The sequence below is a fragment of the Polaribacter sp. BM10 genome, assembly GCF_002005425.1.
GTDB lineage: Bacteria > Bacteroidota > Bacteroidia > Flavobacteriales > Flavobacteriaceae > Polaribacter > Polaribacter marinaquae.
Genome location: NZ_CP019704.1, coordinates 1,745,984 through 1,770,434 on the forward strand (window position 1 = coordinate 1,745,984; position 24,451 = coordinate 1,770,434).

Annotated in this window: 17 protein-coding genes; 13 read left to right on the plus strand and 4 right to left on the minus strand. The window is 27.4% G+C overall.

Going from position 1 to position 24,451, the window contains the following annotated elements:
* Both BXQ17_RS07840 and BXQ17_RS07845 read right to left on the minus strand, forming a co-directional pair.
* A complete protein-coding gene (locus BXQ17_RS07840; RefSeq protein ID WP_254712420.1) occupies positions 1-2,304 on the minus strand; it encodes a BamA/TamA family outer membrane protein in 2,304 nt (767 codons plus the stop codon).
* The gene (locus BXQ17_RS07845) at positions 2,305-7,341 is read right to left on the minus strand and encodes a translocation/assembly module TamB domain-containing protein (protein WP_077810085.1); all 5,037 of its coding nucleotides are present in this window, start codon (positions 7,339-7,341) and stop codon (positions 2,305-2,307) included.
* 221 nt (positions 7,342-7,562) lie between these two features.
* Here BXQ17_RS07845 and BXQ17_RS07850 point away from each other — a divergent pair, with 221 nt between their 5' ends.
* The 5 genes from BXQ17_RS07850 to BXQ17_RS07870 all read left to right on the plus strand — a co-directional run bounded on the left by BXQ17_RS07850 (position 7,563) and on the right by BXQ17_RS07870 (position 13,881).
* Positions 7,563-8,720, plus strand: coding sequence for a site-specific integrase (locus tag BXQ17_RS07850; protein WP_077810086.1), 1,158 nt, complete (start codon positions 7,563-7,565; stop codon positions 8,718-8,720).
* 71 nt (positions 8,721-8,791) lie between these two features.
* Positions 8,792-9,784 carry a DUF3644 domain-containing protein gene (locus tag BXQ17_RS07855; protein ID WP_077810087.1) on the plus strand — a complete coding sequence of 331 codons (993 nt, stop codon included), beginning with the start codon at positions 8,792-8,794 and terminating at the stop codon, positions 9,782-9,784.
* A gap of 158 nt (positions 9,785-9,942) precedes the next feature.
* A complete protein-coding gene (locus tag BXQ17_RS07860) occupies positions 9,943-10,620 on the plus strand; it encodes a hypothetical protein (protein WP_077810088.1) in 678 nt (225 codons plus the stop codon).
* Between the two features lie 1,417 nt (positions 10,621-12,037).
* Positions 12,038-13,273, plus strand: a complete 1,236-nt coding sequence (locus BXQ17_RS07865; RefSeq protein WP_077810089.1) for a HEPN domain-containing protein — start codon at positions 12,038-12,040, stop codon at positions 13,271-13,273.
* Positions 13,274-13,440: 167 nt separating this feature from the next.
* Entirely contained in the window at positions 13,441-13,881 is a 441-nt protein-coding gene (locus BXQ17_RS07870) for a hypothetical protein (RefSeq protein ID WP_077810090.1), read from the plus strand.
* Between the two features lie 152 nt (positions 13,882-14,033).
* Here the strand turns inward: BXQ17_RS07870 and BXQ17_RS07875 are convergent, their stop codons facing one another.
* Positions 14,034-14,240 (minus strand): hypothetical protein, encoded by a 207-nt coding sequence (locus BXQ17_RS07875; protein WP_077810091.1) that lies wholly within the window; start codon positions 14,238-14,240, stop codon positions 14,034-14,036.
* A gap of 144 nt (positions 14,241-14,384) precedes the next feature.
* Between BXQ17_RS07875 and BXQ17_RS07880 the strand changes: the two genes are divergently transcribed.
* The 7 genes from BXQ17_RS07880 to BXQ17_RS07910 all read left to right on the plus strand — a co-directional run bounded on the left by BXQ17_RS07880 (position 14,385) and on the right by BXQ17_RS07910 (position 22,163).
* Positions 14,385-15,170, plus strand: coding sequence for a hypothetical protein (locus BXQ17_RS07880; protein ID WP_149025880.1), 786 nt, complete (start codon positions 14,385-14,387; stop codon positions 15,168-15,170).
* A gap of 198 nt (positions 15,171-15,368) precedes the next feature.
* Positions 15,369-15,887, plus strand: a complete 519-nt coding sequence (locus BXQ17_RS07885; RefSeq protein WP_149025881.1) for a hypothetical protein — start codon at positions 15,369-15,371, stop codon at positions 15,885-15,887.
* Between the two features lie 353 nt (positions 15,888-16,240).
* On the plus strand, positions 16,241-16,660 hold the full coding sequence (locus BXQ17_RS07890; protein ID WP_077810094.1) for a hypothetical protein: 420 nt from the start codon (positions 16,241-16,243) through the stop codon (positions 16,658-16,660).
* 763 nt (positions 16,661-17,423) lie between these two features.
* Positions 17,424-18,401: a S41 family peptidase gene (locus BXQ17_RS07895; RefSeq protein ID WP_077810095.1), complete on the plus strand. Its 978-nt coding sequence runs from the start codon at positions 17,424-17,426 to the stop codon at positions 18,399-18,401.
* Between the two features lie 1,390 nt (positions 18,402-19,791).
* Positions 19,792-20,373 carry a hypothetical protein gene (locus tag BXQ17_RS07900; protein ID WP_077810096.1) on the plus strand — a complete coding sequence of 194 codons (582 nt, stop codon included), beginning with the start codon at positions 19,792-19,794 and terminating at the stop codon, positions 20,371-20,373.
* Positions 20,374-20,544: 171 nt separating this feature from the next.
* The gene (locus BXQ17_RS07905) at positions 20,545-21,501 is read left to right on the plus strand and encodes an endonuclease/exonuclease/phosphatase family protein (protein WP_077810097.1); all 957 of its coding nucleotides are present in this window, start codon (positions 20,545-20,547) and stop codon (positions 21,499-21,501) included.
* Between the two features lie 161 nt (positions 21,502-21,662).
* Positions 21,663-22,163, plus strand: coding sequence for a hypothetical protein (locus tag BXQ17_RS07910; protein ID WP_077810098.1), 501 nt, complete (start codon positions 21,663-21,665; stop codon positions 22,161-22,163).
* Here the strand turns inward: BXQ17_RS07910 and BXQ17_RS07915 are convergent.
* Positions 22,147-22,374 (minus strand): hypothetical protein, encoded by a 228-nt coding sequence (locus BXQ17_RS07915; RefSeq protein ID WP_077810099.1) that lies wholly within the window; start codon positions 22,372-22,374, stop codon positions 22,147-22,149. The genes BXQ17_RS07910 and BXQ17_RS07915 overlap by 17 nt on opposite strands.
* A gap of 197 nt (positions 22,375-22,571) precedes the next feature.
* Here BXQ17_RS07915 and BXQ17_RS07920 point away from each other — a divergent pair, with 197 nt between their 5' ends.
* Positions 22,572-22,871 (plus strand): hypothetical protein, encoded by a 300-nt coding sequence (locus tag BXQ17_RS07920; RefSeq protein WP_077810100.1) that lies wholly within the window; start codon positions 22,572-22,574, stop codon positions 22,869-22,871.
* Positions 22,872-24,451 lie beyond the last annotated feature (1,580 nt).

Consider the following 24,451-nt stretch of genomic DNA (forward strand, 5'->3'; position numbering starts at 1 on the left):
TTAAAAAGAATAACCAATTGCAAAATTAAATACAGGTTCATCTACTCTAAAATCCCAACGCTTGCCTTCTTGTAATGCCGGATCATGAAATGGCGCTGCCAAATCAAAACGAATTACAAAACCTTGCACATCTACACGAACACCAACACCTGCACCCATTCCTAATTCGTTTATAAAATTTGATGTAAACTTATCTTTACCTGCAGTACCAAAATCTGGATTTGCTTTAGAATTCCACACATTTCCAGCATCAGCAAATACTGCTCCTTTAAAAAACGAAAAGATTGGGAAACGATATTCTAAATTTGCTTCTAAACGAATATTACCAGTTTTATCGAAAAAATTACTTGTCGTATCTGTGTTATCTGCAACATCATTTTCATTATACGTTCCTGGCCCTAAAGATCGAATATTAAAAGCTCTAACACTATATGGGCCACCAGCATAATATTGTTTTACAAACGGAACAACATCAGAATTACCATATGCATAACCATAACCAGCAAACAATCTCGCTGCAATAGTTTGGTTTTTATTTGCACCAAAATTGTAATGATATCTTGCATCAAAATCTGCTTTTGCATATTGTGCATATTGCAAACCTAAAAACTCTTTAGTACCATTTGTTTCATTTTCTTTTGCTAATAAACTTATAGAATTCCCTGCTATATCTAATGTAGAGTTTAAGTAAAATTGATGTGTTTTAGCGTTGTTTAGCATTTCATTATAAGTAAACGAAAATGTTAATCCGCTTATAAATTGTTGCTCAAAACTTTGCTCTAGAAAAGAGTTATCGTCTAAAATCTGCTGAAACTCATCCGTAGTATTTGACAATCTTGTATAATTTACAGAAATAGGGTTTAACTCGTAAGTAATATATTTATTTGCATTCCAAACATAACCAAAAAGTGCACTACCAGATAAAAGAGTATATAATTTACTTCTATTTAAATACGTAACTCCTAAACTTGTTTTTGTTTTAGGTACAGAATATTCAAAAAAATCTTCGTTTATAGAAAAAGGGGCAATAACTCTCGGAAAAATTAATTCAGTTTTTAAACCTAATTCTAAACTACTTAGCCCAGAATTTTCTCCACTAGAAACTTGCGTTTCATAACCAAAGTTTGTGCTTATGTTTAATGTTTCTCCTCCTTTAAAAAGATTTCTATTACTGTATGTTAAAGAAAGCTCTGGGCCTGCAAAATTATTAGATTTTGTAACCGCTTGCAATTCTGCTCTTATAGCTCTTTTTGTTAACGGAGATAAAAATATATTAGCTTCTAAAACACCTAAACTATCTGTTTCTAAACTTTCTAATTCTTTATACTGAATGTTTACATACTTGTAAGCACCAATAGAAGACAAGCGTCTTGCTGTATGTTTAGAGGTTAACGGATTGTATTTTTCCCCTTCTTTTATTGTAATAAAATCATCTAAATACTTTGGTTTAAAAAACACAGAATCTTGATAATAACTTCTATTATCAAACCTTGTTTCTTTAACATTTGTAGAATCTTTTAAATTAAAATTAGGGTAAATATTTATTTTTTTAACTTGATACGGAATTGTAGCTTTTTCTGGTACTTTAGCTTTCAATTTTAAAAACAAATCGAATCTTTTGTTTTTGTATTGATTTGTATCTGCTTCAAAAATTAAAAAACTCGGATTAAAATTATAATAACCTCTTTGTTTTAATTCGGTATCTAAACGTTGTCTTTCTAACTTTAAATTTGCCAAATCGAAACGCATGTTTTCTGGAAATGGAGATGCTTTTGTTAAATCTTTTATCTCTTGATAAATAGGACTTTCTATACTGTCTATTTGATAACTCGCCATTTTATATGGCGCCGGTACTTTTAACTTATAAACTATACTCGCTTTTTTATCTTTTTCATTAAAAAAAGAACTTGCGCTGCTGTAGAAAAAACCATGATTTTCTAATCTGTTTTTTAGTATTTCTGTAACTTCTAATTCATTTACATCACTTTGATAAATTGGTTCTTCTCCAAATCTTTTAAACAACCATTTATTTATAAAATTAGGATGCTCTTTCTGATTTTTATAATAGTAGTACAAACCTAAATAAGCTCCCAAAAACTTAGAATTTGGTTCTGGTCTTAACACTGTATTTAAATCTTCTTTTAAATTGGTAGTATTTTCTACGGCAGAATCTACTTCCATTTCGATTTTTGCACCAGTGTATAAACGCTCGTCTTCTGGTATGTATTTTTGAATACTACAAGAATATAGAATTGTACCAAAAAGTACTGCAATCAATAAGTATTTTACAATTTTAATCAAAATTTAATTCTTTTTATTAACAGATTCTTTAGCTGATTTTGGTTGATTCTTCTCTTCTTTCGATTTTTCTCTTTTTGATGAATTTTTATCTGAATTTGATCCTAAAAGTGCTTTCCATAGCTCTTGAAACTCATTGAATTCTTGCGTAAAAATTAACCCGATTCCGCTAACAATAGTTTGACCATCAATTACATTTTCGAATTCACTTTTTCTAAATCCTTTTAAACGATATCTACCATCTTCTGTTATTTTATATTCTAAACTAACATTACCAATTAACGGAGTTTGCTTGCCAGTTGTACTACTTCCTTGTATATCAATTTCGCTACCAACTCTAACCGTTAACCTTTCGTTAAACAACTGTTTTTGTGCAGCAACATCCAATTGAGTTCGGTCTGTTGGTGCATCACCTTGATAATCTGTAAAACTATTTAAACCAAAGTCTAATTCTATACCCGATTTACCCAAAAGTTTATCAGAAAAAGTATTTAATTGTTCTGAAACTGCATCGTTTAAATTGTTTCTTGCTATGGATGCAAAACCTCCAAAACTACCATCGCTACCAGCATCAGGATAAAATCTATTTAGTACTAATAACGAAAAAACCTGTTTGTTCAATTCTTCTTCTTGTTGCTTAATTTGCTGAACTCTACCATAAACTTGTCCGCCAATAGCACCTTGTTCTTCTTCTGGCATACTCAAATCAAAAGATATTTTTGGTTGTAACAATTCGCCATCTATATTTAGATACACCTGAAAAGGCAACACTTGTTTATACTTATTTTTTACTGATGCATCTTCATTTGAGATCTGAGCTGCCATTAAAGAAGATGCAGACGTTTCTAATTTATAAATGGCACTTACATCTAATTTCGCATCAAAAGGATCGCCAGACCAAGTAACTCTTCCGCCAGGAGCAAGTAAGAATTTTCTATTGACTAAATTGTATAATGTTAGCTCGTAATGCCCACTTGCTACTTGATACGCGCCCGTAAATGAAATTCTGCCATTTGGCACCATAGTAAAAAGGAAATCTCCTTCTCCAGAAACTTTAAAATTATCGCCAGTGTCTTCATTTATAATAATGGTAACTACAGCTTCTTTGTTAATTTTTAATTGAGAAGAAATATCAAACCCGCTAATTACTGCCGATTGTTCTTCTGTTTGCGTTAAAATAGCATCCGGATTTTTTCGATTTACAAAAGCCACAACACCATCTCTTTCTTCTACATTTGCATACGTAGATGGCATTACATAAGTTACATCTGTATCTTTACCAAGTGTAAAGTTGGCATTTACTTTTGGTATTTGTAAATCGCCAGTTAATGTTGCATTGGTGTTAAAAGTAACTTTACCGTACAAATCTGGATTGTCTTTTTGTGTTGCATTTAAAATTCTAAAGTTTTCTGCTTTTAATTTTAAATCGAATTCTGGATTTATAAAACTTTCTGTTTTAATATCCCCAGAAAGCGTTAATGCATTGTTTTTAGCATCCAAAACTGTAAAATTGGCCATCGAAATACCCGAATTATCTACAGTTAATTGCTCTTCTTTTAACGTAAATTTTGTATTTAACTTGGTAATATTAAAAACAGCATTATTAAACGTTAAACTACCATTGTATTTAGGTTTATTGGTTGTACCAGTAACTTTAAACTCTCCTGTAAAACTTCCGCTAGTTTCTTTTATTTCACCTAAAGAAAGAGTTTTAAGAGCATTCATTTTAAACTGATTTATATCTAAATCTAAGTTTAAATTGGCAATATTATTATTTACAAAGTAATCTCCTTTTAAATCTAAATCTACATCACCTTCTTTTAAATAAGTATTAAAATTATACTTGTTATTTCCTAAAGATTTTGCATCCAAAGATAATTTACCCAAAGTGGTATTTAAAACTTTAAAATTAGAAACCGATACATCTGCAATAATACCTGTATTTGTAAAAGGGTCTACAAGTACAAAATCTCCGTTTAAAACACCGTTTGCAATTTCATCTTCTGGATTTAAATAATTAAAAACTTCGTTTATATTAAAGTTATTATACACCAACGCAATATGGTTTTTCTGAACATCTTTTAAATTGTTTGTAATTTCTATAGATTGGTTTTCCTTATTTATTTTAAAATTAGAAAAGGTTAAGTTATTATTTTCGAGAACAATCTCATTTTCTTCTGGTATAGACCATTTACTTTTATTTAAAATTAAACTGTCTTTGTTTACCGAAAACTTAAGGCGGTCACGATTTCCTGTAATTTTAGTGTTTACATTCATCAATTTTTCACCTTTGTGAAATCCTAAAAAATTAAGCGCTAATTCATTATTAGTTTGATTACCGGTAATTACTGTTTTAGGAACATCTACAGGACCCGCTTTAATGTTTTTAAAACCCAAATTAAAGTTGAAATTTTCTTTGTCTGTATCCATAGAAAAAGACAAACTATCTAATTTATTACCACTATAATTAATAAATGGCGCAGTAACATTTGCTTTTAATTGTCTTTCTTGTTCTTTAAAATCTAATGCAATATCAATTGTATCTATATCTTTTAGATTCACTAAAAAAACATCTTTAATTAATGAAGTTTGCGAAATTTTTGCTTCTAATTTTAAATTTATAGGATTTTTAATGGTATCAGAAACTTTATCATCTCTATAAAAATAACTTAAAACATGGCGTTGTATACCTCTACTAAATGTTAATGGATCTGTGTTAGACTGCAAATTAACATTTAACATTTTGTTATTTATTTTAACAGCTGTAGTGTCTTTATTAATAAAGGCTTCTGCATTTACGGCACCAAGTAAATACGTGTTATTATCGTAAACTACAACACCATTTTTAATAGTAGATTCTATATTATAACTATCTAAATTTCCTTTAAAATCAGCAGATACCTCCATACCCGTTTTAACATTTCTATTTAAAAGACCTAAAGCTTGTAAATCTGCACCAATTACATTTACATCTACATTTGCTTGTGTTGCTACAGAATCTAAAATAATAGATCCGTTAAGATTTAAATTTAAATTATCATCTTTATAATTAGAAGAAATAGCACCAACACCATCTTTAAAATTACCTTCTAAACTTAAATCTTTAATTACATATTCTTGTAACTGAAATTTTGAAATGTTTGTTTCTAATTTCGCATCTAAATTATTTAGATTTTCACCAGTTCCGTTAGATTGTAATGAAAGTGATAACGCGCCAAAATTTTCATTTTGTAGTAATTCACCTAAATCATAATCTGTAATAGATGCTTTAACATTGTAACTAATATTTGTATCATTAGATACATTTCCTTCTACAAAAGCATTACCTTGAGATGTATTTATACTAGCATCAATTTTACTGTTCTTTAAACTTCCGTTAACATTAGCAGTAATTAAAATTTCTTCAGGTAATTTTAAATTTAATTCTTTTTCATTAACAATTTGTAAAAGATCTGCTCTTTTAGTTTCAGCTTTAAAATTTGGCAAATTCAATTGTAATTTATCTAGATTTGTAGCATTCTTGATACTTCCGTTTAAAGAAACATTTGTAGCATTACCCCAATTAACACTTGTGTTTTCAATCTTTAAATCATTTAAATTTCCGTCTATAAATAATTTTCCTTGAAATGCTTTTGTACTTAATTTAGAGAAGTATTCGTTTTCTTTTAATTGCGGCTGAAATCTAAAAACCTCTTTTAACCAAACATTAAATGAAGGCAAATTGATTTGTAAATTTGTAGTTTCTGGTGAAGAAATTAGTTTGGATAATGATGCGTAACTAGCTTGTAAATTACCAGATATATTATTTTGATTTACAGCAATTTTTAAATCGGAAATACTAGTTTTTGTATCTGTTGCCTTTATAGCTAATTGGAATTTTGAAAGATTTAAACCAGATTTTTCTTTAAAATTAAAACGCTCGATTTCTAATTTTACTTGCTTGTCTTTTAATTGAATTTTTTTCGCTTTTAAATTTAGATTATTAATAAATAAAGCTTCTGGATTAAATACTTTTAAACTCGGTTTTTGATTATTTACAGCATATTGAACTCTGTTTTCTGAAAAATCTATTTCATCTATTTTTAAATCGATTGCTGGCCAACTAAAAGTTACTGGTGTGTTATTATTTACTTTTTGATTGTATTTGGAATTTAAAGCTAATAAAATTTCTGATTTATGTAACTGAATTGTATTTACATCGAAACTATTCTTTTTTAAATCTGCGCTAGGTATTTCTGTATAAAAATCTGTGATGGCAATATTTGCAGACAAATTATCTATCTTAGATTGATAGAAAGCTTTGGTGTTATTAATCGAGATCTTATCTGCAGTAATTGTTGGTAAAATTACTTCTGTAGCTGGTAAAACTATTGATGAAGGCTTTTGAATATAAGAGATTTCTGAATTTTTAAGACCAACTTCATGGACGTTAAAGTGCATAGAATTTACATCAACTTTATCGATATCTGCAGCTAAACTACCAATCTTAAACTTGCTATCAATACCTAAAACATCATCTTTAAAATTTACATTTATGTTTTTAAAATTTAAAGTTCCCAAGACAATATCTACAGGATTTGTTGTTGTATCTTTAGCTACTTCCGTAGTATTTTCTGATGCAAATGCATCAATTAAAAACTGAAAATTATAATTATTTAGCGTGTCTTTTCTTACGATATTTGCTCTTACGCCATTCCATTCTAAATTATCTACACCGATAGATTTTCCGAAAATCATTGCAAAAAGTGAGACATTTGCTTCTAGAGATTTCGAATAAATTAAGGTATCTCCTTTTTTATCTTCTAAAAATAAACCGTTTAATTGAATGTCTCCATCAAAAGTAATAAACAACTTATCTATCGTTACTTTTGTATTGGTTTTATTAGAAACATAATTAACAGCTTTTTGTACAATTAAATTTTGTCCCCAAGAACTTCGGATAAACAAAACTATAAAGAAGAAAAAAAACAAAACAGCAATAAGAACCCTTAAAGTTCTTCTTACAAAACGATATTTTTTTTTAGTTTTCTTTCTTTTCGACATAAAAGTTTAAATAATTATGTAAAAATACATCAGTATTATTAATTTTTAAGTTTTACAGCTATTTATTATGTGAATGATTTACTAAAGTTTTAATTAAAATTTACAAACACATTTTTAGTTGTAGTAATAACGTTTTTCTAACAAAATTATTAAAAAACCTATTTAAAAAACACTTATAATCGACTTATATTTAGTATATTTATGTGCTATAAATAAGAAAATTGAAAAAGTATCCTAACATATTTGTTGAGCGAAAAAAGCATCGCAACAAGCAACAACTTCTAATTAAGTTTGATTATAATAATGATTTAATAAATATTATAAGAAAAATTGATGGAGCTTTATGGAGCACATCTCTTAAATGTTGGTATCTGCCAGATACCGACTTAAATATAGAAGCTCTTAAGCGAAATTTTGATAAAATTACAAAATTAACGATTCAAAACTCAACAAATAAAACCCCTTTTAAAAGAAATTTATCTGCGGATGAAAAAGTGCTTTTAAATAATTTTTATCTTTATTTAAAAGGGAAAAGGTATAGTAAAAGCACCATACATACCTATACTTTTTTTGTTGCCGATTTTATAAACTTTCACACTAAAACCGCGTTAAACGAACTAACTAATAAATCTGTAGAACTATTTATTGAAAGTGTATTTATCGAGAGAAATTATTCTATTAGTTCGCAAAGACAATTTATAAGTGCTTTAAAACTATTTATAGTTTTTTATCCAGAAACTTTAATAAATAATTTAGAATTAGTTAGACCCAAGAAATCTAAAAAATTACCTAATATTTTATCTCAAGAAGAAGTTTTAAAAATTATTGGCGTTACCCAAAACTTAAAACACAAGGCAATATTGGCTTTAATATATTCTTGCGGATTAAGAATTAGCGAATTGATTAATTTAAAATTAGAGAACTTTAATATTGATAGAAAGCAATTAGTTATTAAAAATAGTAAAGGAAGAAAAGACAGATATGTTAGTTTAGCCGATAGTTTTATTCCGTTATTATCTAATTATTATTACTCATACAAACCCGAAATTTATTTTGCAGAAGGACAAAACAAGGGAAAATACAGCGCAGAAAGTGTACGTCAGTTTTTAAAGAAAAGTTGTTTAAAAGCAGGCATTAGAAGAACGGTAACACCACACACTTTAAGGCACAGTTATGCAACACATTTACTTGAAAACGGAGTTGATATAAGATACATTCAGTCTTTGTTAGGACATTCTAGACCAGAAACCACCATGATATATACACATGTAAAAAGAAAAGATTTAATGCAGATTCAGAATCCGCTAGATAGAGCCTTACAAAATTTTAAAAGCACCGATAATGATCATAAAAAAGTTTTATTATCCGGTAAATTATAATGAAAATTCAATATATTTGATTGCATATAACCAGTTGTGCGTCATATAACCAAAACCTGTGAGAATAGAGAATGGCAAGAAAATCAAAATATTCATATCTACTTGAAAAATCAGTTAATGCAGCAATTTCTGCAATTGAAATTTACAATAAACCTGACTTCAAATATCGAGAGGAAAGTTTTTCTATTCTAATGGTCAATGCTTGGGAAACTCTTTTAAAAGCTAAAATTGTTTATGACAACAAAAATGATTTAAAATCAATTAACTCAATTGATACTTCTGCAAGGAAAAAAAATGGAGAACCTTTTAAACGTCCAAAATATAAAGTAAATCGCTCTGGAAATTATATGACAATTGATATTTTTACAGCAATTAAAAAACTTAAGTTACAAACGAGATTAGCTGAAAACATTGAACTTCTTGTTGAAATTAGAGATAATGCAATTCACTTTTTTAATGAAAGTAAGTTGTTTGAAAAAAAGGTTTTAGAAATTGGAACTGCCAGCTTGAAAAGTTATGTTCAATGTGCAAACGAATGGTTTTCATATGACTTGACTCAATATAACTTTTATTTAATGCCTATTTCGTTTTTTCATTCCTATGAAATGGAAAGTTTTTCTATCGCTAATGAAGATGACCAACATAAAAACTTACTGAAATATATAGAAAAAAAAGAAACTGACTTTCCTTCTGAGTTAAAACAAAAACACAACATTAGTTTAGTATTAGAAACAAAATTTGTTCGCTCTAAATCAATAGAAAGTATGGCAGTTCGTTATGACAATGACGACCCAAATGCAATAACAGTAAAAGTTTCTGCTGAAGAGCAATTTGCAGCAAAATATAAGTGGTCATTTAAGGACGACCTTGTTCCTAAATTAAAAGCAACATATCAAGACATTAAGTTTGGTAAGGAATTTCGAGAAATTATGAGAGAAATTGAAAAAGACGATAAACTATGTGGAAAAAGGTATATGGATTTTAGAATGAAAACAGGAACACCGAGAAAATTTTATAGTCCAAATATTATGAAAGAATTTGACAAACATTATAAAAGGAAATAAATACGAACGCACAACACCATATATAATTTATTGCTGGCTTTTTGCTTACTTACGAAAATCCTCGCGGATTTTCTTGGTCAGTAATTATTTACTAATTTAGTGCAAAATTCACGCAACAAACCATATATAAACACGTTAGGGCAAATAAAAGCGCACATTTGAAAAAGACAGTTCTATTTTTATTACTAATTGCTCTTTTAGGTTGTAATACCAAAAAGGAAAAATTACAACTTGAAAGAAAAGTATTTAATGAATTATTTCTAGAATTAATTGACTCAGCTTATGTAGATTTTAGATTAATGACTCCTCCTTACCCTCCTCCTCCTAGTGGAATAATTTTGAGTGAAAAACAAAAAAAGGAAAACCTTGAGAATTACAAGAAATTTTTGGCTGAGTTTGAAAAAAGAAAAGCTGAAATTGAAAAAGATACCACTAGAATCGTTTTAGCAATTATTGAAAAGACTTTTCCTTTAGACAGCAGTAGTTTTAAAAATTTATCTGGTAATTATAAAGAAATAGAACCTAAAAGTCAGTATTCAGATTCCAAAAACGAAAACAAAATAGACTTATCCATTTTTAATAATCACAAAAAATATCGATTCAAAAAATATTCTGAATTTCCAAAAGGTAGAAAAATTTGGAGAACTAAATATCCTTTTGAACTTAAAGCTGTTATTTCGTTTTCAAAAATCTATTTTGACGAAAAAAGAGAATATGGAATAATTGAATGTGGTGTTACACGTGGAAGATTAAATGGAAATGGATTGAAATTTTTCATAAAAAAAGTGTCAGGAAAATGGAAAATTGAAAAAATAGAAGTCACTTGGATTTCATAAAAATACTTGCCCTAACACCGTGTATAATTAATTGCTGCTTTTAGCTCACTTGGAAAATCCTTCGGATTTTCGCCGTTCGTGATTTATTTAGTAGATTAGTTGCTTTAACGCGCAACTAATCATAACACAAACACGTTAGAGAAAACAGTGCCAAACGAAGTTTAGTGCATTTTTAAAGCTGAATTACCTCAACCTCAACTAAAAAATTTCTTGTTGAATATTAGATATAAAGTCCTTTTTTTGGGATTTAAACGCATCAAATGCTTCTGCTTTTTTAAACAAATAATTGAAACCAGAAACTAGAAGTCGAATTGATTTTTTGAAACAAAATTTTTCATCGATTTTTTTTTTGAGTTGTTTATAAGTAAAATGTTAGTGCTTTATTTGGAAAATATTTGTTTGCGTTCTGATTCAATCTAATCCAAAAAAAACTAATCACTTATCCACCTTTTTTCCTAAATCTAAATGCTAAGAAACTTAGTCAATTTTTGCAAATAAATTGTATTTTAAGTAAATATTTAGATACTTAGTTCAATTGCATTCTGCTTCGATTTTTAACGAAAAAAAGAAACATGTATTTTAAGGTAAGTAAGTGATCAACTTTTACTTTTAGCGGCACTGCTCTATCTAACAACGTGTATTAAAAATTGCTACCTATAGCTTGTTTACGAAAACTTTACCTTTTTTTCTAAGTGAGTATTTATTTGTGTACTTTAGTGTTTTAAAAACGCAAAATTCAATACACAAATGCGTTAGAGAAAACAGTGCCAAACGAAGTTTAGTGCATTTTTAAAGCTGAATTACCTCAACCTCAACTAAAAAATTTCTTGTTGAATATTAGATATAAAGTCCTTTTTTTGGGATTTAAACGCATCAAATGCTTCTGCTTTTTTAAACAAATAATTGAAACCAGAAACTAGAAGTCGAATTGATTTTTTGAAACAAAATTTTTCATCGATTTTTTTTTTGAGTTGTTTATAAGTAAAATGTTAGTGCTTTATTTGGAAAATATTTGTTTGCGTTCTGATTCAATCTAATCCAAAAAAAACTAATCACTTATCCACCTTTTTTCCTAAATCTAAATGCTAAGAAACTTAGTCAATTTTTGCAAATAAATTGTATTTTAAGTAAATATTTAGATACTTAGTTCAATTGCATTCTGCTTCGATTTTTAACGAAAAAAAGAAACATGTATTTTAAGGTAAGTAAGTGATCAACTTTTACTTTTAGCGGCACTGCTCTATCTAACAACGTGTATTAAAAATTGCTACCTATAGCTTGTTTACGAAAACTTTACCTTTTTTTCTAAGTGAGTATTTATTTGTGTACTTTAGTGTTTTAAAAACGCAAAATTCAATACACAAATGCGTTGGGAGCAAGCGAACACGAAATGATAATTTTTAAAGTTAGGTAAATATTGGAATATTATAATAAATACTTTGAAGGAGTTTTTTGGTTACCCGAAAGAGAAAATAGAAAAATTATTTCAACTTTATTTATCGATAAAAATGGAATTGCAACAATAACTTCATTAGAATCTTTAGAAATTAATGAAGATATGTTCAATAGAGTTTGGAATAATTTCAATTTAGTTTTAGGTTATATAAATTGCAACGAAAAGTCAAAAACTTATTCAATTAAATTATATGATGTAAATAAAAGTCATCAATCAAGAGGGAGATTAACAAAGTTTAAATACACTTGTAAAAATCCTTTAATTTCTCAATCTTACGACGAACAGATTAATTCAAATTTTTATAACTCTTTAATGCTAAATTCAGTTATTATAAATAATTGGATTCCTATTTCTGGATTTGAAAATAAATCTAATATAGAAAATAGATCTTTCGAAGTAAATCAATCTTATAAACAACCTGAAATAATAGAATTGTTTAATAATAAAGATTATAATATTTATTTATTCTTTAGAGCTTCTGCAGGTTATAAAAATAGAAGACAATCATTTATCAATGAAAATGTATTTATAAATATAGAAACAATTGAACATTTTGAAATACAAGAGTTACCAAAAATAAAATCTACAATAGAAAGATTATTTAACCTTTTACTATTTAAACCATTTTACTTCGAAAACACTGAAATTCGAACGACAAATAAAAAGGATTATAAGGTTGTTAAAAAACAAAATGAACTTAACCAAAGTTTAAATAATGAAATTGAGTTTGAAATTTTCAAGAATCAATCTCAAAATATTATTTTAAAATGGTTTGAAAAACAAGATAAATTGGGACTTGCAGTTTTAAACTTTTTTAGTGTCTTTGGTCAAAAAGGTGTTTTAATTGAAAATAAGTTTTTAACATATATTTCTATTTTAGAAAACTATCACAAAAATCATATTAAGAAAAACCAAGACTTGAAATGGAGAATCAAATACTTATTAGAAAATTCAAGCATCAAAAATATACTTAATGACATTGAGAAGTTTTCAGAAATCCTAAAAACAACAAGAAATTATCACGCTCATCTAGAAGAAAAACATAAAGAAAAAAGTTTAAATACAGAAGATATTTATAAAGCTAATAATTTACTTGAATTTATAATTCGTGAAATACTTTTAAGAGAAATAGGAATAATTGAAAATTCTAAAACACCTTCAGAAATTATAGAATTTATAAATATATTGAATGAATAAAAGCCAGCTCCCAACACCGTATAAACTTTATTGCTGGTTTTAGCTCACTTGGGAAATTCCTCCGGAATTTCGCCGTTCGTGTTTTATTTAGTAAATTCACTACTTAAACAACGCAACAAAGCTTATACAACAACGTTAGCAACCATTACCAATATTATGGATAAGGAATGATTAAATATGAATTAGGAAAAACAGTCTTTAATAAATACGGTGGTCATTATACCGAATTAAAAACTACACGAAATAAAAAGAAAGTAAAAGAATTGCTTAATCAAGAATGGTTTATAATTGAAAAGAAAATAATTATTTACACCCCTTTTAAAAAATGGTGGAAAAAATTGTCAAACGGTAATAAAATAACTCTAATTGGAATTGTTTTAACTACTTTGACTTGGGGTTTAACGGAATGGTTTTCTTACAAGAAAGAGAATCTAAATAATAAAATTGTTTTTTTAGAATCAAAGATTGACTCCTTAAATATTCTAACTGTTTCTCTAAATAATTATGTTGACTCTTTAAGTAAGCAATCTCTGTATATGAATTATAAGATTGTCGAATGTAACGAAATGAATGAAAAACTAAAGAAAGAATTAACAACCAAAAAATAATAGGATTAACTGAATAATCTTTCATTAAAAATAAAAATTTAAAATATGAAACTAATTGAACACAAAACAAACAACGTTATCGGAAAAATTGAATTAAGATTTTTACCTAGAAAAAACGAAAAGATATTTTTTGAAAATAACATATATTCTATTTACGAAATAATACACTCTGAAAGTGAAGTTATATTAATTGTATTTACTAGTAATAACAATCCAATAAAACTAAAATAAAAACCTTTTGAATGTGTAATCTCTAACTTAAAGTTTTCTATTTCTTCTGCTAACTTTTCGAATTGATTAATTTTACTTTTTAATTCATCAATGTTGGTATTGATTTTTAATTCTAATTTTTCAGTCATAACGTGTGAATAAAAACGGTTGCTAACAATGTATATAAACAATAATTTCTTTTTTCTTTACCTTTACTCATTGTAAACCTATTAATTAATACTTAAATTGATTAGTATAGAATATTTATAAATTAATATTCATATACTAAAACGTTGGCTATAATTTACAGGATGAAATCAAGACTAACATTTTTACTGTTTTTATTAATTCTAATTTCTTGTGGTAGAAACAAATATGAAAAGAAAATAATTGGAAAATGGTATGACATTAAGGAAAATAGCAAACTTGAATTTGACAAGGATTCTTTAACTATTTCAGAACCTTTTTATTATAAAGGAATTTGGAAAGCTAATGAAAATAAAGTAAAATTCAGCTATAATAATATGTTTAACGATTCAATAAAAAAGAACTCTTTTACATATAAATTACATAATGACACACTTTTTTTTAAATCCGATTTGAATCCTTTATCTGAAAGTTTTTTTATAAAAGCTGAAAGTTTTACACAATTTTTGTTTAAAAAAAATAAAGTAAACATAAATTTAGGAAAAAATAAAAATGCAGAATATCAAGGTCCAAATACTAAATATGGAATTAAAATATTTATTGAATCTTGGAAAAAATCTACCATAATAAAAACTGAATATTCAAACAATTTAGAAAATCTTGAGAATGATTTAGAAAAAAAACTGAATAGTTTAAATCCATACTTCAAAGATGAATATAATGATTATATGAAAGAACGAATGACTTACGAAAAATGGATTAGAATAAATATTTTTTATTCTCTTTTTGTAGACGAAAATATTTCTGAAGATATCGTTAAAAATATTGTTGAAAAATTACGAAAAACAAGAATAAATAAAATATATCGAGTGTATAAAACAGAGGAAGAATATGGAATACCATTTGATAATTTGAAAGAAATAAAACTATAGCCAACACCGTGTAAAAAAAATTGTTGGTAAAAGTCTATTTACGAAAGTCCTCACGGACTTTCTATCTGTAATTTATTTACTAACTTTAGTGCTTAAACCACACAACTTTTCTTACACAACAACGTTACCCACAATATGAAGAAACCTATGACATACATTATAATTACAGTAATTCTAATAATCGGAATTACATTATTTATGAAATCTGCGAATAAAGGAAAAACTAAAACAGCAGAACAAAATTCGACTGAAAAACAAACGGAACAAAATCCTTATACTGATATGCGAAATATGGCTTTTTCGGCTACCTCTGAACAATTGGGTTTAAGTGGAATTGATAAAAATGATGTTTATGGAATAGTTTCTGAAATGGATATGAATGGAGCAACTGCAACTGTTGTGACTTTCTCAACTGGAGACACAAGTCTTTATTTGAGTACAGGTGGAGGATTTATTGGTGCTGGACAACACGAAAGCGTTCAGAAAGTTGTGAAAAAATATGTGGAAAACGGACAAAAATATATCGAGAAAGCGACCAAAATTGAAAAAGCAGAATTACCTGAAAGCGGAATGACTAACTTCAATTTTCTGACTGAAAACGGAATTTATAGCATTTCTAAAAGTTTGAATGAACTTGAATCTGGAAAATCGGAATTTTCAAATCTGTTCGTTGAATTGAACGAAGTAATATCTCAAATCAGAATGAAAAGCGAATAATAAATACTGTGGGTAACACCGTATATAATTTATTGCTAGTTCTAGCCTACTTACGAAAATCCTCGCGGATTTTCTATTCGGTTTATACTTGCTAAATTAAGTGTTTATCCACGCAACAAACCATATACAACAACGTTGTAGGTAATTTAAAAATCGTAAGTGAAAGAATATTTTAAGAATAAAAAAAACATTCCATTTTTTATATTTATATTAATCGGAATTGGAATCGGAACTTACAAATATGATTTTATTTCTACATTAGTTGGATTTGGAATAATTATTATTTTCGGTTTAGTAATGGGAATGTTAATTAATAAATTTATTAAATAACCTGAAAAGAACTTATTAATTAAATGAATCTTGAAAACAAAAATGAATTAAAAAAACAAGACAGAACAATAAGGAAAAGTCTTGCTTTTGTTTTTATTCCAATCCTTATCTTTCTAATTATAGTTGTCGTTATTCAAAATAATTCTGAAAGTTACCTTGAAAAAGAATATCTAAAAATAAGAAACGAATCATATTCTGGAAAAGTAACGAATCTTTTGTTGAATAGAATGAAAGGGAGAATGAGACCTATTTTAATAGACAATAAATTTGAAAAAGAAGTTCCTTATTTTATACACGAAAAACTGAATGTTGGAGATTCTTTATTCAAAAAAGGTGAATCTGATTTTGAATATTATATTTTGAATTCAAAAAAAGATACAATTGAGAGAGATTTGAATAAATTTCATAGGGAAAAATATTTTGACAAACTGAATGAAAAATAAAAAACTACCTACAACAACGTATAAACTTTATTGCTTTTTATTGGCTTACTTGCGAAAGTTCTCGCGAACTTTCTTTGTTAGTTATTATTTAGTAACTTTACTGCTTAACCACGCAACAAAGCTTATACAAACACGTTAGAGAAAACAGTGCCAAACGAAGTTTAGTGCATTTTTAAAGCTGAATTACCTCAACCTCAACTAAAAAATTTCTTGTTGAATATTAGATATAAAGTCCTTTTTTTGGGATTTAAACGCATCAAATGCTTCTGCTTTTTTAAACAAATAATTGAAACCAGAAACTAGAAGTCGAATTGATTTTTTGAAACAAAATTTTTCATCGATTTTTTTTTTGAGTTGTTTATAAGTAAAATGTTAGTGCTTTATTTGGAAAATATTTGTTTGCGTTCTGATTCAATCTAATCCAAAAAAAACTAATCACTTATCCACCTTTTTTCCTAAATCTAAATGCTAAGAAACTTAGTCAATTTTTGCAAATAAATTGTATTTTAAGTAAATATTTAGATACTTAGTTCAATTGCATTCTGCTTCGATTTTTAACGAAAAAAAGAAACATGTATTTTAAGGTAAGTAAGTGATCAACTTTTACTTTTAGCGGCACTGCTCTATCTAACAACGTGTATTAAAAATTGCTACCTATAGCTTGTTTACGAAAACTTTACCTTTTTTTCTAAGTGAGTATTTATTTGTGTACTTTAGTGTTTTAAAAACGCAAAATTCAATACACAAATGCGTTACCTACAATATGAGAAAAACGATTTTCATACTAACATTTTTTATTATTACTGGTGCTTTTTCGCAAGAAAAAAAGCTAGGAAAAGGTGAATTAAAATATTATAAAGAACTTATTAAGCATTTTAAATCTAAATCAATAAATAAAGATTCAATTGACTGGGAATATTTTGAAAAAAAAGTATTAACAAAAGCTCTTGTTTCTAGAAATTCAGCGATTAAAACAGCATTGACCTTAAATGGAGAAAGTCACTCTTTTTATTACAGAATAGATAATAAAACAAAAATCTATGGAAATTTTGAGTCAAAATCTTTTCTTGGAGAAAGAAAGAAAATAAATGATATCAAAATTGAAAATACAGGTTTTATTAAAATAAACCACTTTGTTTCATCAAAAGTAAGTCTCAAAGAAACAATTGAAAAATCTAAATTTTATATAAATAAGAATATTAAAAATATTAAGTCTAATGATAGTGAAAAATTGAAATGTTGGATTATTGACTTACGAAATAATGGCGGTGGAAGTATGTGGCCAATGATAGTTTCACTGACTCCTTTTTTAAAGGAAGGAAATATAGGTTACACAGTTAAAGGGAAAAAAGAAACTAATTGGAGAAAAATGAATGGTGAAATTTTTTATGGAAAAAGAAATAAAACAAAAAAATATTTAGGAAAGCCTTTCGATTATTCTTTAAAAAACCCAGAAATCAAAGTTGCTGTATTAATTAACGAATGGACAGCTAGTTCAGCAGAAGCAACAGCAATTGCACTTATGAGTAATTCTAATGTGAAATTTTTTGGTACAAAAACATTTGGTTACCCTTCAAACAATACAAGTATTAAAATGAAAAGTGGAGATTACCTTCACTTAACAACAGGATTTTGGAAAAATTATCTTGGCATTAAGATTTCAAATTCAATAAAACCAAATGAGATTGCAAATTCAGAAAAAGATTTGGTTGAAAAAATAACTAATTGGATAAATGAATAATACTGTAGGTAACACCGTATAAAATTAATTGCTAGTGCGAACTTACTTACGAAAATCCTCGCGGATTTTCTATTCGGTTTGTATTTGCTAAATTAGGTGCTAAAACCACGCAACTAATCTTATACCACAACGTTAGAGAAAACAGTGCCAAACGAAGTTTAGTGCATTTTTAAAGCTGAATTACCTCAACCTCAACTAAAAAATTTCTTGTTGAATATTAGATATAAAGTCCTTTTTTTGGGATTTAAACGCATCAAATGCTTCTGCTTTTTTAAACAAATAATTGAAACCAGAAACTAGAAGTCGAATTGATTTTTTGAAACAAAATTTTTCATCGATTTTTTTTTTGAGTTGTTTATAAGTAAAATGTTAGTGCTTTATTTGGAAAATATTTGTTTGCGTTCTGATTCAATCTAATCCAAAAAAAACTAATCACTTATCCACCTTTTTTCCTAAATCTAAATGCTAAGAAACTTAGTCAATTTTTGCAAATAAATTGTATTTTAAGTAAATATTTAGATACTTAGTTCAATTGCATTCTGCTTCGATTTTTAACGAAAAAAAGAAACATGTATTTTAAGGTAAGTAAGTGATCAACTTTTACTTTTAGCGGCACTGCTCTATCTAACAACGTGTATTAAAAATTGCTACCTATAGCTTGTTTACGAAAACTTTACCTTTTTTTCTAAGTGAGTATTTATTTGTGTACTTTAGTGTTTTAAAAACGCAAAATTCAATACACAAATGCGTTAGAGAAAACAGTGCCAAACGAAGTTTAGTGCATTTTAATTGCTGAATTACCTCAACCTCGACAATCAAAATACTTGCTAAATATTAGAAATAAAGTTCTTTTTTTGGGATTTAAACGCATCAAAAGATTCTGAATATTTAATAGCGAATTGAAACCAGAAACTGAATTGGTAATCGCTTGATCAAAAGCGAAACTTTTTATCCGTTTTTTTTTTGAGTTGTTTATAAGTGAAGTGTTGGTAGTTTATTTGGAAAATATTCGTTTGCGTTCTGATTCAATCTAATCCAAAAAAAGTTAATTGCTTATCCACCTTTTTTTCTAAATCTAAATGCTAAAAAAACTTAGTCCATTTTTGCTTGAAAACTGTATTTTAAGTAAATATTTGGCAAATTAGTTCAATTGCATTCTGCTTCGATTTTTAACGAAAAAAAGAAACAAGTGTTTTAAGATAAGTAATTGATTTACTTTTACTTTTGGCGGCACTGCTCTATCTAACAACGTGTATTAAAAATTGCTACTTATAGCAGATTTACGAAACTTTTCCGTTTTTTTCTAAGTAAGTATTTATTTGTGTACTTTAGTGTTTAGAAACGCAAAATTCAATACACAAATGCGTTGGCAACAATATAACCCAAATCAATGGAAGTACTTTTTCACTTCATATTTCAGTTAATTAAAATAGGAATTCTTGCATCGATTTATTCTTTTATTTTAATCGGAATTTTATTAATTATTGGAAAATTTAAATCGACTGAATTTATAAAAAGAGTAAAAGCGGAAAAGAAAAAATATTGGTTTTCTTTTGGTTTCTTAATCTCAATTGGACTTTTTATTTTCTCGTTTACATATTGGGGAAATCACGGACTTGGAGATGGACCAATGATTCCAATCGGACATTGGGAAACGATTGAAAATACAAATTGGACTGAATACGGATATTTGAAAGGACAAAAAACCAGCGACGGAATTGATATAGAAACGACACAATTTAAAGTTACGAATGACAAATTATGTGGGAATCTAAAAAGTTGGTTTTATGACTTTGAGAACACATATTTTGTGTTGGACTTGAAAACAGACGAAATCACTGAATTCAAAACGGAATCTGAATTTAATGAATATGCGGAAAATAATAAATTGCCAAATTCAAATGAACTTTTGAGTTTTGAAGAGAATTATAGAAACCATTGGAGCGGAATAAGATTTCTGCTGTTACCATAAAAAGAAAAAATACTGTTGCCAACACCGTATATAATTTATTGCTAGTTCTAGCCTACTTACGAAAATCCTCGCGGATTTTCTATTCGGTTTTTATTTGCTAAATTAGGTGCTTAAACCACGCAACAAACCATATACAATCACGTTAGCCCACATTTGAGAAAAAATCTGTGAATGAAAATAATAGAATGGAATTGCCAAGGAGCATTTAGAAATAAAAACGACCAGATTTTAAAACTAAATCCAGATATTTTAATTGTTCCAGAATGCGAAAATGAAGAAAAGTTAAAATTTGGAAAATTAACAAAAAAACCAAATGACTTTTTTTGGTATGGAGATAATCCCAATAAAGGAATTGCAATTTTTTCATATTCAAACTACAAATTTGAACTCTTAAAAGAATTTAATCCCAAATTCAGATATATAATTCCATTAAAAGTATATAACGAAAAAGAATCATTTATACTTTTTGCAATTTGGGCAATGGATAATAAGAAAAACCCTTTAGCACGTTACATTGGACAAATTTGGCTTGCAATAAATTATTATTCGGACTTATTCAATTACAATACAATTTTAATCGGAGATTTTAATAGCAATCAAATTTGGGATGAAAAAGAACGTGTTGGAAATCACACTCACGTTGTCGAAAAATTAAAAGAAAATGGAATTCATAGTTTATATCACGAGAAAAATAATTGCGAACACGGAAAAGAATTAAATCATACTTTTTTTATGTATCGCAAAAAAGAAAAGCCTTATCATATAGATTATTGTTTTGCTTCAAAGCATTTTACAGAAAATAATTATCAACTCACCATAGAAAATTATGATAATTGGATTTCTCAAAGTGACCACGTTCCAATGATAATTAAGTTTAATAATAAACTAGAAAAAATTAAGTTTCAAAACTCATTAAAAGAAAGTCTTGAAAGGAAATTCAATAAACTTTCAACATTTACAAATGAGAAATTTAAAGACATAATAATCTCAACATTAATTAAAGCAGAAAAAATAGACCGAGAAAACCTATTTGAAAAAGGAGATTTAAAAAAAGAAAAAACGATTGAGATAGCAGAAAAATTAATCGAAATTGATAAATTAGTAACTGAAATAAAAAACGTGGGCTAACAACGTGTATAATTAATGGCTAGTTCTCGCCTACTTACGAAAATCCTCGCGGATTTTCTATTCGGTTTTTATTTACTAAATTAGGCGCTTAAACACGCCACTAATCATACACAACAACGTTGTAAAAAATTGCTCACTCATACTCTAAAAATAAAATAAATATGGGAAGAATAAAAGCCAAAACTCATCTTGAAAAACTGGGTTTTTCTGAAAAAGATAAGAAAGATTCTAAACACGATATAATTCAGACTTGGACTTACAACAATATTGAAAAAGTTGTAGACGAACTTATTATGAAAAACAATCCTCATCCTTACAAGATTGTTGCTAACAAATGGGAACATCAAGTAATGTATGTAAATGGGAATTACAAAAGCATTGTCGGTTATATAGATCTTATGGTTCGTATTCAAGGTAAATTTATTTTTTATGATTCAGAAGAATATGAGGATTATACAAAAACTGTTTTTATAGAAGTAAAAACACAAATACCGAGTTTAGGTGAATTAATTAGACAAATGAGAGCTTACCAATCTTATCAGTGGGAGAATGATAGACACACTATTTTTATAATTGTGTCGCCAGATGATAGACATAAAGAAATTCTAAATGAACAAGGATTTGGTTTTTACAAATATAAAGACCCTAGTTTATTGTTTTAAGACCTTTGGTTTCCATAATTTCATTGAATGAATTATTTGTGTCTGGAATTAAATCTGAAATAATTCTTTTAAATTCTAAAAGAGACATATTTGGATTTTGTTTTAAGAACCTATTTATAGAAGAAATTAACCACATTGAACATTGTGTGCTTTCTTCATCAATTTGTTGAATTAATTGTTCCGCAATAAAAATTGTTGAATTTTTGGACATAATATTTGATTTTAAAATTAATAATTTGAAAAAAAACTTTTTACAACACCGTATAAATTTCATTGCTGTAAATTGCTTACTTGCGAAAATCCTCGCGGATTTTCTTGGTCTGTAATTATTTATTAACTCGTTGCCAAACCACGCAACGAAAACTTATACAACAACGTTGCCAGCCATTACTCACTCAAACCTGAAAAATGAATAAATCCGAAAAAGAACAATTATTAGACATCTATTTTAGAATGAATAATAAAAGAGAATTTACAGAATATTCAGTATTTGAATTAAATGAATTAGTTTCAGAAGCTATTGGAATAGTTAAGAGAATTGACATTGATTCTGATTGCTATCAAAACCTTTTAAAAGCTCAACTTATTTCGAAAAAATATCATGAAATTCCTTATAGCAAAATGAAACAAAATTTAACTGACGAACATGCTATTAAAATTATTCAACTTTCTCAGTATTCAATAAAAGAATTTGCTGAAAAATATTAGGAAAATTACCTTTCAAGAAGATACTAATGGAAAGAATTGTTTTTACTAAATCCACATCTGTAAATTCTATTGTTGAATTTGGTATTATTTGGCAGAACATTCCGTTTTTTTCGCAATTTAATCTATGCGTTTCTCCAGTATGAATAACTGATAAAGTTATTCCTTCTTTATTGGTAATGTTACCTGTGAAAAATTTAGGTTCTCTGTTACAAATATTAAAACCTAATTCTGTGTAAAATTCTAATAAATTAATCATATCAATACTATTTAAAATCATTCACTTTAAAATTGGCGGAATGAAAAACCATAATCTGAATAAAAAACGGCGGGCAACACCGTATAAATTTCATTGCTTATTTTTTGCTTACTTGCGAAAATCCTCACGGATTTTCTTGGTTTGTAATTATTTATTAACTCGTTGCCAAACCACACAACGAAAACTTATACAACAACGTTAGAGAAAACAGTGCCAAACGAAGTTTAGTGCATTTTTAAAGCTGAATTACCTCAACCTCAACTAAAAAATTTCTTGTTGAATATTAGATATAAAGTCCTTTTTTTGGGATTTAAACGCATCAAATGCTTCTGCTTTTTTAAACAAATAATTGAAACCAGAAACTAGAAGTCGAATTGATTTTTTGAAACAAAATTTTTCATCGATTTTTTTTTTGAGTTGTTTATAAGTAAAATGTTAGTGCTTTATTTGGAAAATATTTGTTTGCGTTCTGATTCAATCTAATCCAAAAAAAACTAATCACTTATCCACCTTTTTTCCTAAATCTAAATGCTAAGAAACTTAGTCAATTTTTGCAAATAAATTGTATTTTAAGTAAATATTTAGATACTTAGTTCAATTGCATTCTGCTTCGATTTTTAACGAAAAAAAGAAACATGTATTTTAAGGTAAGTAAGTGATCAACTTTTACTTTTAGCGGCACTGCTCTATCTAACAACGTGTATTAAAAATTGCTACCTATAGCTTGTTTACGAAAACTTTACCTTTTTTTCTAAGTGAGTATTTATTTGTGTACTTTAGTGTTTTAAAAACGCAAAATTCAATACACAAATGCGTTAGAGAAAACAGTGCCAAACGAAGTTTAGTGCATTTTAATTGCTGAATTACCTCAACCTCGACAATCAAAATACTTGCTAAATATTAGAAATAAAGTTCTTTTTTTGGGATTTAAACGCATCAAAAGATTCTGAATATTTAATAGCGAATTGAAACCAGAAACTGAATTGGTAATCGCTTGATCAAAAGCGAAACTTTTTATCCGTTTTTTTTTTGAGTTGTTTATAAGTGAAGTGTTGGTAGTTTATTTGGAAAATATTCGTTTGCGTTCTGATTCAATCTAATCCAAAAAAAGTTAATTGCTTATCCACCTTTTTTTCTAAATCTAAATGCTAAAAAAACTTAGTCCATTTTTGCTTGAAAACTGTATTTTAAGTAAATATTTGGCAAATTAGTTCAATTGCATTCTGCTTCGATTTTTAACGAAAAAAAGAAACAAGTGTTTTAAGATAAGTAATTGATTTACTTTTACTTTTGGCGGCACTGCTCTATCTAACAACGTGTATTA

Bases quoted from the DNA above. Each gene is read 5' to 3' on its own strand.
- BXQ17_RS07845 (WP_077810085.1), bottom strand. From the start codon at position 7,341: ATGTCGAAAAGAAAGAAAACTAAAAAAAAATATCGTTTTGTAAGAAGA.
- BXQ17_RS07855 (WP_077810087.1), top strand. From the start codon at position 8,792: ATGGCAAGAAAATCAAAATATTCATATCTACTTGAAAAATCAGTTAAT.
- BXQ17_RS07870 (WP_077810090.1), top strand. From the start codon at position 13,441: ATGATTAAATATGAATTAGGAAAAACAGTCTTTAATAAATACGGTGGT.
- BXQ17_RS07875 (WP_077810091.1), bottom strand. From the start codon at position 14,240: ATGACTGAAAAATTAGAATTAAAAATCAATACCAACATTGATGAATTA.
- BXQ17_RS07885 (WP_149025881.1), top strand. From the start codon at position 15,369: ATGAAATCTGCGAATAAAGGAAAAACTAAAACAGCAGAACAAAATTCG.
- BXQ17_RS07890 (WP_077810094.1), top strand. From the start codon at position 16,241: ATGAATCTTGAAAACAAAAATGAATTAAAAAAACAAGACAGAACAATA.
- BXQ17_RS07895 (WP_077810095.1), top strand. From the start codon at position 17,424: ATGAGAAAAACGATTTTCATACTAACATTTTTTATTATTACTGGTGCT.
- BXQ17_RS07900 (WP_077810096.1), top strand. From the start codon at position 19,792: ATGGAAGTACTTTTTCACTTCATATTTCAGTTAATTAAAATAGGAATT.
- BXQ17_RS07905 (WP_077810097.1), top strand. From the start codon at position 20,545: ATGAAAATAATAGAATGGAATTGCCAAGGAGCATTTAGAAATAAAAAC.
- BXQ17_RS07910 (WP_077810098.1), top strand. From the start codon at position 21,663: ATGGGAAGAATAAAAGCCAAAACTCATCTTGAAAAACTGGGTTTTTCT.
- BXQ17_RS07915 (WP_077810099.1), bottom strand. From the start codon at position 22,374: ATGTCCAAAAATTCAACAATTTTTATTGCGGAACAATTAATTCAACAA.
- BXQ17_RS07920 (WP_077810100.1), top strand. From the start codon at position 22,572: ATGAATAAATCCGAAAAAGAACAATTATTAGACATCTATTTTAGAATG.